Source organism: Streptomyces sp. WAC05292, assembly GCF_003949955.1.
Classification (GTDB): Bacteria; Actinomycetota; Actinomycetes; order Streptomycetales; family Streptomycetaceae; genus Streptomyces; species Streptomyces globosus.
On record NZ_RPSE01000255.1, the window covers coordinates 1 to 8986 of the forward strand.

At 75.1% G+C, this 8986-nt stretch carries 11 protein-coding genes, 6 tRNA genes and 1 pseudogene; 9 read left to right on the forward strand and 9 right to left on the reverse strand.

Translation table 11 applies throughout. The features are described from left to right. Positions 1–329 (forward strand): annotated as a pseudogene (locus EF903_RS22775) (aminoglycoside phosphotransferase family protein); the annotation flags it as partial. Positions 330–397: 68 nt separating this feature from the next. After that, positions 398–694, forward strand: a complete 297-nt coding sequence (locus EF903_RS22780) for a zf-TFIIB domain-containing protein (RefSeq protein WP_125546027.1) — start codon at positions 398–400, stop codon at positions 692–694. Positions 695–751: 57 nt separating this feature from the next. Here the strand turns inward: EF903_RS22780 and EF903_RS22785 are convergent. The 5 genes from EF903_RS22785 to EF903_RS22805 all read right to left on the reverse strand — a co-directional run bounded on the left by EF903_RS22785 (position 752) and on the right by EF903_RS22805 (position 1221). Beyond that, positions 752–823: transfer RNA gene (locus EF903_RS22785), tRNA-Val, on the reverse strand. Between the two features lie 48 nt (positions 824–871). Then, positions 872–943, reverse strand: a tRNA-Val gene (locus tag EF903_RS22790). A 19-nt stretch (positions 944–962) separates the two neighbouring features. Continuing rightward, positions 963–1034 (reverse strand) — tRNA-Val (locus tag EF903_RS22795). Position 1035: 1 nt separating this feature from the next. Next, a tRNA-Cys gene (locus EF903_RS22800) sits at positions 1036–1109 on the reverse strand. 39 nt (positions 1110–1148) lie between these two features. Beyond that, positions 1149–1221: transfer RNA gene (locus EF903_RS22805), tRNA-Gly, on the reverse strand. Positions 1222–1401: 180 nt separating this feature from the next. Between EF903_RS22805 and EF903_RS22810 the strand changes: the two genes are divergently transcribed. The 3 genes from EF903_RS22810 (at position 1402) to EF903_RS22820 (ending at position 4320) form a co-directional block, all read left to right on the forward strand. Continuing rightward, positions 1402–2457 (forward strand): chorismate-binding protein, encoded by a 1056-nt coding sequence (locus tag EF903_RS22810; protein ID WP_185902776.1) that lies wholly within the window; start codon positions 1402–1404, stop codon positions 2455–2457. A gap of 16 nt (positions 2458–2473) precedes the next feature. Beyond that, positions 2474–3295 carry an aminotransferase class IV gene (locus tag EF903_RS22815; RefSeq protein ID WP_125546029.1) on the forward strand — a complete coding sequence of 274 codons (822 nt, stop codon included), beginning with the start codon at positions 2474–2476 and terminating at the stop codon, positions 3293–3295. Between the two features lie 200 nt (positions 3296–3495). Then, a complete protein-coding gene (locus EF903_RS22820) occupies positions 3496–4320 on the forward strand; it encodes a GNAT family N-acetyltransferase (protein ID WP_125546031.1) in 825 nt (274 codons plus the stop codon). A gap of 33 nt (positions 4321–4353) precedes the next feature. On the opposite strand, the gene EF903_RS22825 is transcribed toward EF903_RS22820, so the two are convergent. After that, positions 4354–4854, reverse strand: a complete 501-nt coding sequence (locus EF903_RS22825; RefSeq protein ID WP_125546033.1) for a DsbA family protein — start codon at positions 4852–4854, stop codon at positions 4354–4356. Between the two features lie 188 nt (positions 4855–5042). Between EF903_RS22825 and EF903_RS22830 the strand changes: the two genes are divergently transcribed. Next, complete coding sequence (locus EF903_RS22830) at positions 5043–5471, forward strand: hypothetical protein (RefSeq protein WP_125546035.1); 429 nt, start codon at positions 5043–5045, stop codon at positions 5469–5471. Between the two features lie 116 nt (positions 5472–5587). Beyond that, complete coding sequence (locus EF903_RS22835) at positions 5588–5773, forward strand: hypothetical protein (RefSeq protein ID WP_125546037.1); 186 nt, start codon at positions 5588–5590, stop codon at positions 5771–5773. Here the strand turns inward: EF903_RS22835 and EF903_RS22840 are convergent. Next, positions 5714–6343: a CGNR zinc finger domain-containing protein gene (locus EF903_RS22840; protein WP_125546039.1), complete on the reverse strand. Its 630-nt coding sequence runs from the start codon at positions 6341–6343 to the stop codon at positions 5714–5716. The genes EF903_RS22835 and EF903_RS22840 overlap by 60 nt on opposite strands. Positions 6344–6605: 262 nt before the next feature. Continuing rightward, positions 6606–7019: an SsgA family sporulation/cell division regulator gene (locus EF903_RS22845; protein ID WP_030011909.1), complete on the reverse strand. Its 414-nt coding sequence runs from the start codon at positions 7017–7019 to the stop codon at positions 6606–6608. Between the two features lie 177 nt (positions 7020–7196). Here EF903_RS22845 and EF903_RS22850 point away from each other — a divergent pair, with 177 nt between their 5' ends. After that, positions 7197–7679: a TIGR02611 family protein gene (locus EF903_RS22850; RefSeq protein WP_125546041.1), complete on the forward strand. Its 483-nt coding sequence runs from the start codon at positions 7197–7199 to the stop codon at positions 7677–7679. A gap of 45 nt (positions 7680–7724) precedes the next feature. Next, positions 7725–7796: transfer RNA gene (locus EF903_RS22855), tRNA-Val, on the forward strand. 69 nt (positions 7797–7865) lie between these two features. On the opposite strand, the gene EF903_RS22860 is transcribed toward EF903_RS22855, so the two are convergent. Continuing rightward, positions 7866–8986 (reverse strand): SCO7613 C-terminal domain-containing membrane protein (locus EF903_RS22860; RefSeq protein ID WP_399421469.1); only part of this gene is annotated, 1121 nt, incomplete at its 5' end.

An 8986-nucleotide genomic window follows, 5' to 3' on the forward strand; every position in this document is an offset into this window, starting at 1 on the left:
TCGACGACCTGGGGGTGGGGGCGCCCGCCTGGGACCTGGCCCGGCCCGCCGCCTGGTATGCCGCGGGGGTCCTCGGCAGCAGCGCCTGGGGCCGCTTCCTGGAGGCCTACCGGGCGGCGGGCGGCCCGGCCGCGGGCCCCGCCGGCCGCGACCCGTGGCCGGCCCTGGACGTGGCGGCCCGCGCCCTGACCGTGCAGACGGCCGCGCTGGCCCTCGCCAAGGCCGCGGAGAACCGGCGCAGGCTCGACGACGTGGAGCGGCTGATGGTCGAATCCTGTGCCCGAATCGCTACGCTCCCGCCCGACTTGGAGGGCCCCCGTCCGGCGTAGGGTGAAAACGCCCCTGCACCGGGCGGGCGCCCGGTGCCGACGAAAGACGGCGAGGAGTTGGTCCGGCCATGCAGTGCCCGAAGTGCCACGCGATGATGCACACCTACAACCGCAACGGCGTCCAGATCGAGCAGTGCAGCGGCTGCCGCGGCATCTTCCTCGACTACGGGGAGCTGGAGGCGCTGACCCGGCTGGAGTCCCAGTACACCGCCGGCCAGTACGGGCAGGTCCCGCCGCCGCCCGCGCCCCCGGCGCCGTACCCGGCCCCGCACGCCGCTCCGGCCTGGGGTGCCCCGCACCACGGGCACCACGGGCACCACGGCCACCACCGCAAGGGCTTCGGGCGCATGCTCTTCTCGTCCTGACCCCGGGCCGCACACGCGGAAGCCCCGGCCGTCGAGACGGCCGGGGCTTCCGGTCGGTGCGCGATACTGGGATTGAACCAGTGACCTCTTCCGTGTCAGGGAAGCGCTCTCCCGCTGAGCTAATCGCGCGGGCCACGGCTGTGGAGCCGCAGGTCAAACGGTGTTGCAGGTACTGCGTGCGCGATACTGGGATTGAACCAGTGACCTCTTCCGTGTCAGGGAAGCGCTCTCCCGCTGAGCTAATCGCGCGAGGGATCCGAAGATCCTGTGGACGATACTGGGATTGAACCAGTGACCTCTTCCGTGTCAGGGAAGCGCTCTCCCGCTGAGCTAATCGTCCTTGGAGGTGGAGACGGGATTTGAACCCGTGTAGACGGCTTTGCAGGCCGTTGCCTCGCCTCTCGGCCACTCCACCTCGGAGTTGCAGGGTACCTCGGGAAGATCCCCCACTCAGAGCGGACGACGAGACTCGAACTCGCGACATCCACCTTGGCAAGGTGGTGCTCTACCAACTGAGCTACGTCCGCATCGTCACCGTGTTCGCTCCGGGGTTTCCCCCTTCGCTCCCTGGCGACGTGTTGAACTCTAGCGGATTCCCGGGCCAGCTCAAAAACGCGTTTCCGCAGCGTGCTGCCGCCCGATCACCACCGGTCACCCACCGGTCACCTCCCCGGCGCCTTTCGGCCACCGGCCCTAGACTCGCAGCCGTGCACGACCTGTCTCCCCTGGCCCGCTTCGGCGGCCTCCTCGCGACCGACCTCCGCGACGTCACCAGCGACCCCGCGGCCCTGGACTCCACGGGCTTCTGGGCGGTGGCCGCCGACTTCGAGGGGCGCCTGGTCTGCGCGCGCTTCGGGGACATACGCCCCGACCCCGTCCCGGAGCCCGTCCCGGGAGCCTGGCGCGGGCCCGCCGCCGACCGGTGGTCCTCCTCCCTGGACCGCGCCGCCTACACGGCGGGCGTCCGCCGCATCCGCGAGCACATCGCCGCCGGCGAGGTCTACCAGGCCAACCTGTGCCGCGTGATGTCCGCGCCGCTGCCCGACCCCGGCCGCGCCGACGTCGACGCCCTGACCGCGCTCCTGGCCCGCGGCAACCCGGCCCCGTACGCAGGAACGATCCGCCTCCCCGCGCACGGCGTCGAGATCGCCACCGCCTCCCCGGAGCTCTACCTGCGCCGCTCCGGCCGCCACGTCGAGTCCGGCCCCATCAAGGGCACCGGCCGCACCGCCGCCGACCTCCTGCCCAAGGACCACGCCGAGAACGTGATGATCGTGGACCTGGTCCGCAACGACCTCGGCCGCGTCTGCGCCACCGGCTCCGTCGCCGTCCCCGAACTGTGCGCCGTCGAGGAGCACCCCGGCCTCGTCCACCTCGTCTCCACCGTCAGCGGGGAACTCGCCGAGGGCGCCGGGTGGCCCGAGCTGCTCGCCGCGACCTTCCCGCCCGGCTCCGTCACGGGCGCCCCCAAGTCCTCCGCCCTGCGGATCATCGAGGCCCTGGAGACGGCCCCGCGCGGCCCCTACTGCGGCGGCATCGGCTGGGTCGACGCCGACCGCGGCCTCGCCGAGCTCGCCGTCGGCATCCGGACCTTCTGGATCGACCGCCAGGCCCCCGGCGGCGCCCGCCTGCTCTTCGGCACCGGCGCCGGCATCACCTGGGGATCCGACCCGGAGCGCGAATGGGCCGAGACCGAGCTGAAGGCCGCCCGCCTGCTGGAGGTAGCGTCGGGCACCCGGGCGGTGACAGGTACCCCCGGGTGAGCGGAGGGATCGTACGGTGAGGATCTGGCTCGACGGCGCACTGCGGGACGCCGACCACGCGCACGTGTCCGTGTTCGACCACGGGCTGACGGTCGGCGACGGCGTGTTCGAGACGGTGAAGGCGGAGCGCGGGAAGGCCTTCGCGCTCACCCGCCACCTGGAGCGGCTCGCCCGCTCCGCCCGCGGCCTCGGACTGCCCGAGCCCGACCTGGACGAGGTGCGCCGCGCCTGCACCGCCGTCCTCGACGACAACCCCGTCCCGCTGGGCCGCCTGCGCATCACGTACACCGGCGGCATCTCCCCCCTCGGCTCCGACCGCGGCGACAGCGGCCCCACCCTCCTCGTCGCCCTAGGCGCCACCACCCGGCGGCCCGACACCACCGCCGTGATCACCGTCCCGTGGGTGCGCAACGAGCGCTCCGCCGTGGCCGGGCTCAAGACCACCTCGTACGCCGAGAACGTCGTCGCCCTCGCCGCCGCGAACAAGGCCGGCGCCTCCGAGGCCCTCTTCGCCAACACGGTCGGCCAGCTGTGCGAGGGCACCGGCTCCAACGTGTTCGTCGTCCTCGACGGCGAGCTGTACACCCCGCCCGTCTCCTCCGGCTGCCTCGCCGGCATCACCCGCGCCCTCGTCGTCGAGTGGGTGGGTGCCAAGGAGGCCGACCTGCCCCTCGCCGCCCTGGAGCGGGCCGAGGAGGTCTTCCTCACCTCAACCCTCCGCGACGTCCAGGCCGTCCACCGCATCGACGCCCGCACCACCCCGGCCGCCCCCGGACCCCTCACCGCCCGCGCCGCGCGGATCTTCGAGGAGCGCGCCGCGGACGACCTCGACCCCTAGGCCGCCTCTTCCGGATCTTGTCTGGCCCGCGCCGTCCGGCACCGCGCCTCGCCGCGTTGTCGGGCCGCGATGCACGGTGCCGGGCGACACGGGCCTGACCGGCAGGATCCGAAAGAAGCGGCCAAGGCCCGCCGCCGCGCGAGGGCGCCGTCCCCGGAAATCGCTGTCGTGCGGGGCCTCACGGCGGGTACACATCCCTGATGACCACCACGCTGCGGCCGAGCGGGCCGCTCCAGGAAGGCGCCGCCGGCGCCCGCTCGCGCCCGTACGAGATCCGTGTCAACAGCCGGCGCGTCGGCGCCCTGCTCCTCGCCTGCGACAGCGCCTTCGGGCCGGCCGTCGGCGAGATCCGCGACCTCGCCGTCGACGAGCCCGACCGCCGCCGCGGACGCGCCACCGTCGGCGCGCTCGCCGCCGAGGAGGTCCTGCGCGGCTGGGGCTGCCGGCGCGTCCAGGCGTCCGTGCCCGCCGAATCCCCGGGCGGCCTGCGGATGGCCGCCTCCCTCGGCTACACCGAGTACAGCCGCGCCATGGCCAAGGACCTCCCCACCGCACCGCCCGCCCTGCCCGACGGGACCACGGGCCGGCCGATGACCGCGCGGGAGTACGCGCGGTGGCTTCCCGCCGCCGTCGACGGCTACGCCGAGGACATGGCGGGCCGGGGCATGCCCGCCGCGGCGGCGCGGCGGAAGGCCGAGGACGACCACGAGCGCCGGCTGCCGCAGGGGCCCGACACGCCCGGCAACGACCTCCTCGTCCTGGAGGCGGCCGGAGAACCGGTCGGACACGTCTGGACCGGGCCCGGCGCGACCGGCGCGTACGTCTACGACGTCGCCGTCGCCGAGGCGCACCGCGGGCGCGGACACGGCCGCTCCCTGATGCTCCTCGCCGAACGGGCCGCGCTCGCCCGCGGCCACCGCACGCTCGGCCTCCAGGTCTTCGCCGGGAACACGCCCGCCCTGCGGCTCTACGAGTCGCTGGGCTACCGCCCGGTCCGGTTCACCTACGGCAAGGACCTGCTCTGAGACCCCGGGCCGGCCCCGGCTGCCCGCCCTCCGCTACGCGCCTCCGGCCAGCAGCCGGTCCGCGATCTCCTCGATGCGGGCCCGCAGCCCCTCCTGGCTCCTGCCGCCGTCGAGGCGCTCGCCGCCGATCACGTACGTCGGGGTGCCGGACACCCCGATCGCCTTGCCCTCGGCCTGGTCGGCGTCCACGATCAGGATGTGCCGGCCGTCGATCAGGGCCGTGTCGAACTCCTCCGCGTCCAGGCCGAGTTCGCGCGCCACGTCCAGCAGGACCGCCTCGCCGCGCTCGCCGAGCTCGGCGGTGCGGGCCAGTACGGCCTCCGCGTACGGCCAGCCCTGCCCCTGCACGGCGGCCTCCTCGGCGGCCTGCGCGGCGGCGAAGGCGTGCTTGTGCTTCTCCAGGGGGAAGTGGCGCAGCCGGATGTCCAGCCGGTCGCCGTAGCGGGCGCGCAGGGCCCGTACGTCGTCCAGGGCGCTGTGGCAGTCCGGGCACTGGAGTTCGCACCAGACGTCGAGGATCACGGAATCGGTCATGCCGACAGTCTCCCAGCCGCCCCGCCGTGTCCGGGCCGCGCACCCCCCCGGCGGAGGAGGGCCGACCCGGAGATGTCCCGGAGATCGGCGCCCGAGCCCCGGGGGGCGTGGCCGGGCCGGCGGCCGGCGGTGCAGGATGGAGGGAGCGGGGAACGAAGAGGGCCCCGACGGCCGCCCTGGAGGACCGCATGCTCGCCGAGACCGTATGTTCCGCGCTGGCCGCGGCAGGCCTGGGCATCGCCGCGGTGACCGCGTTCCGCAGGCGCTACCTCACGGCCGCCAGGATCGCCGCGTACGCCCTGGTGCCGGCGGGCCTGGTGCTGACCGGCGTCGTCGAGTGGGCGGCGGGGATCGTCTTCCAGCCGGCCGTCTGGGTCGGCTTCGGCCTGCTGGGCCTGTCCTGGCTGCTGCTGGCGACGACCAGGGCCGTCGAGCGGCGCGGCGCGGGCAAGGCCCGCAAGGCCGCCGAGGCCTCCGGCCCGCAGGCCGTCGCCCCCGCCGCCGCCGCGCCCCAGGTCGGCCGGGGGAGCCGTCCGCAGGCCGCACCCGGCAGGGCGGCCGCTCCCGAGGAGGACTTCTCCGACATCGAGGCCATCTTGAAGAAGCACGGCATCTGAGCCGCCGCGGGCCCGTGCCCGCGCCGCCGCTTCCGTGACGAGAAGGGGTGAACGTGCCCGCCGCACGGGCGTGTTGAGGCCGGCCCCGCGCCCGCGTGGGCGATCATCGCCCCGACATGCCGGACACATCGCACGGGGCGCCGGCGGCACCGGCCCGGACGCCCGCCACGGCCCCCGCTCCCGCCGCCGAGGAGCAGCGCGGTTGCCTCTTCGCGCTCTCGCAACCCCCGCTGATGATCTTCCTAGGGGTGGTCGGCACCCTGCTGCTGCTGGCCGGCGTGCACGACCTGTTCCTGCTCTGAACGGTCCGCCGTCCCCGCGTCGGCCTCCTTGCGCCGCGCCCGGTACGCCGCCACGTGCAGCCGGTTACCGCAGGTCCGGCTGTCGCAGTAGCGCCGGGAGCGGTTGCGCGAGAGGTCCACGAAGGCCCGTCGGCAGTCCGGGGCCTCGCAGCGGCGCAGCCGCTCCTGCTCGCCGGCGACCACGATGAACGCGAGTGCCATCCCGCCGTCGGCGGCCAGGTGGTCGCCGAGGGAGGCGCCGGGGGCGAAGTAGTGCACGTGCCAGTCGTAGCCGTCGTGGTCGGTGAGCTGGGGCGTGGTGCCCGCCGTCGCCACCAGCTCGTTGATCAGCGAGGCCGCGGCGCGGGCCGTGGGCGCCGCGAAGACCTGCGCGAACTTGCCCCGCACCGTCCGCACGCCCGCCAGGTCCCGCGCGCCGAGCTCCCCGACGTCGCTGATGTCGTACTCGCGGACGAAGGCGCGCAGCGAGCCCAGGTCCGCGAGGCCGTCGGGCTGGTCCGCCTCGGCGGCCGTGTTCACCAGAGCGACGACGACGTCGAGCGCTCGACGGGTGTCGTGGGGAATCTGCACGGAACTCGCTCCCTGTGGCCGGGCCTGCGGCGACGGGCCGGTGTCGCCGCCGGGGGCCGACTCTAGCCGCCCGGGGCCCCGGCCGGGAGGTGTCTCTTGTGCGAACAAGCACACCGGCGCCGCCCCCGCGGACGGCTTCCGCGGGAACAGCGCCGGCACTGCCGTATGTGGTTTTCCAGCCGGCCACGCACCGTCGCCCCGAGTCGGACGGTGCCGGGCGGCCCCCGGCGTCAGCCGGGAGGTTCTTCCCCGGGGGGCCGGCTCAGCTCTCGGCCAGGATGTGCGAGAGCTCCTTGTCGAGGTCGAAGTGCCGGTGCTCGGTCCCGGGCGGGACCGCGGCGTCAGTCCGCTTGAGGAATGACTCGAGTGCCCGGGCGGGCGCCTCGAGCAAAGCTTCTCCCTCCGGTGAGCTCAGGGCGATGCAGACGACGCCCTGACCGTGGCTGCGGGACGGCCAGACGCGGACGTCCCCGGTTCCGGTGGGCCGGTGCAGGCCCTCCGCGAGCAGGTCGCGGGCGAACACCCACTCGACCGTCTCCTCGGCGCCGGTGTGGAAGGTGGCGTGCACGGCGTAGGGGTCGGCCGTGTCATACCGCAGGCCCGCGGGAACAGGCAGTGAGGACTCGCTCGACACAACGAGGCGCAGGTGCAGCTCGCAGCTGACCGTGGTGTTCATAAGCGCCAGGGCCTTTCGCTCAGTGTGCGCTCGGGGATTCGCACGTCGGCGAAATCGACATGCCACCTACGGTGCCGTTGTAAACCCCTCTGACCGTTTTGCGGCTCTCTGGGTCCCTCGGACGGCGGATCCAAACCTCCATTCACGTGTGCTTCCGGCTCCGGTAGATTCGGGCCCATGAACACGGGGAGTGACCGCGAGGCCGGGGCGTCCAACGCCGAGGAGACCGCCGGGCGCGTCGTCGGCGGGACCGCCGACGGCAGCACCGGAGAGACCGAACACGAGGCGCCGCACGTTTCGAAGGCGCCGGAATTCATCAAGAGGCGCCGCACCCTGCACCTGAGCTGGCAGGTCGGCGTCTTCATCGTCGGCCTCGCCGTGATCGGCGCCGGCGCGGCGATGCTCGTCCTGCCCGGCCCCGGATGGGTCGCGATCTTCGCCGGCCTGGCGATCTGGGCGACCGAGTTCGCCTGGGCGCACCTCGCCCTGCGCTGGACCAAGCGCAAGGTCACCGAGGCCGCCCAGAAGGCCCTCGACCCCAAGGTCCGCCGCCGCAACATGATCCTGACCGGCACCGGTCTCGTGATCGCGGGCGCGCTGATCGGCTTCTACCTGTGGAAGTACGGGTTCACCCTGCCCTGGGACCTGAAGGACCAGTGATGGTCGGGAGCACCGCTGACATGCGGTAATGTTTGCGGTGTGCCCGGGCGATTAGCTCAGTGGGAGAGCGCTTCGTTCACACCGAAGAGGTCACTGGTTCGAACCCAGTATCGCCCACCCGGACCGAGGGCCCGGAGACGTGAAACCGTCTCCGGGCCCTCGGCGTTTCCGCCGGGGCCCGGCCCCTCAGCGCAGTCGGCCCAGCACCTCCCGCAGGCGCCGCGCGTCGCGCAACCGCTTCTCGTACGTCGCGCCGACCGCCAGCAGCAGCAGCCCCGCCAGCGCCGGGAGCACCCAGCGCGGCAGCAGCCCGGCGACCTGCACCACGTACGGGGCCAGCTCGTGCACCGCGACGGCCGCCAGGCACGCCCCGCCCAGCAGCAGCGGCGCCTGGAGCCGCCGGCGGGCGCCCGCCAGGGTCACCGCCAGCGCCCCCGCGCCGAGCAGCAGCGGCCGCAGCCAGTGCTCGTCCCCCCACGCCGCGGCCAGGCTCGGCAGCAGCGTCGCGGCCAGGCCCGGGCCGTACGCCGTCCAGGAGGAGGCCAGCGGATCCCGGCGGCGGCGTACGAAGCCCACCGCGAGCGCAGCCGCCGTCACCGGCAGCGTGTACGCCTCCACCGCGGTCACCCCGGACTCCCACAGCCGCAGCCACGCCGCGGCCACGCCGAACACCGCCGCGGCCCAGCCGAGCCGGCGCCGCTCGGGCCGTACCGCGGCGCCCGCGCACACCACCCCGGCCAGCGCGCACGCCGCCGACCACAGCGCCGGCCGGCCGGCCGGGAGCAGCACCGCCGCCGCCCCGACCACCGCGGCCGCCGCCTCGGCGGGCACCCGTACGCGGCCCGTCCGCGGGCCCGCGGCCGCCACCGCGGCCGGTACGGCGAGCAGCGGCAGCGACCAGCGGGGCGCCGACAGCCCGGCCAGCGCGCAGGTCGCCGCCACCAGGCCCGCGGCCGCCGCCACGGCGAGCACCGCCCCGCCCGACCGCACGGCCGCCGCAGCGGTGCGCCGGGCCGCCACCGCGGCGCCGCCCGCGCCGACGGCGCCCAGGACCGCGAAGGTCGCCGTCCGCCCGTCCAGGGCCGCCAGGGACACCGCCACCGCCCCGGCCGCCGCGCACAGCGCCGCCGCAGCCCGTGCCGGGTGCTGCGCCGCGGCCGCCGCCGGGCGCACCGCTGCGGCGGCCGCCGCCACGGCGAGCACCGCCCCGCCCGACCGCACGGCCGCCGCAGCGGTGCGCCGGGCCGCCACCGCGGCGCCGCCCGCGCCGACGGCGCCCAGGACCGCGAAGGTCGCCGTCCGCCCGT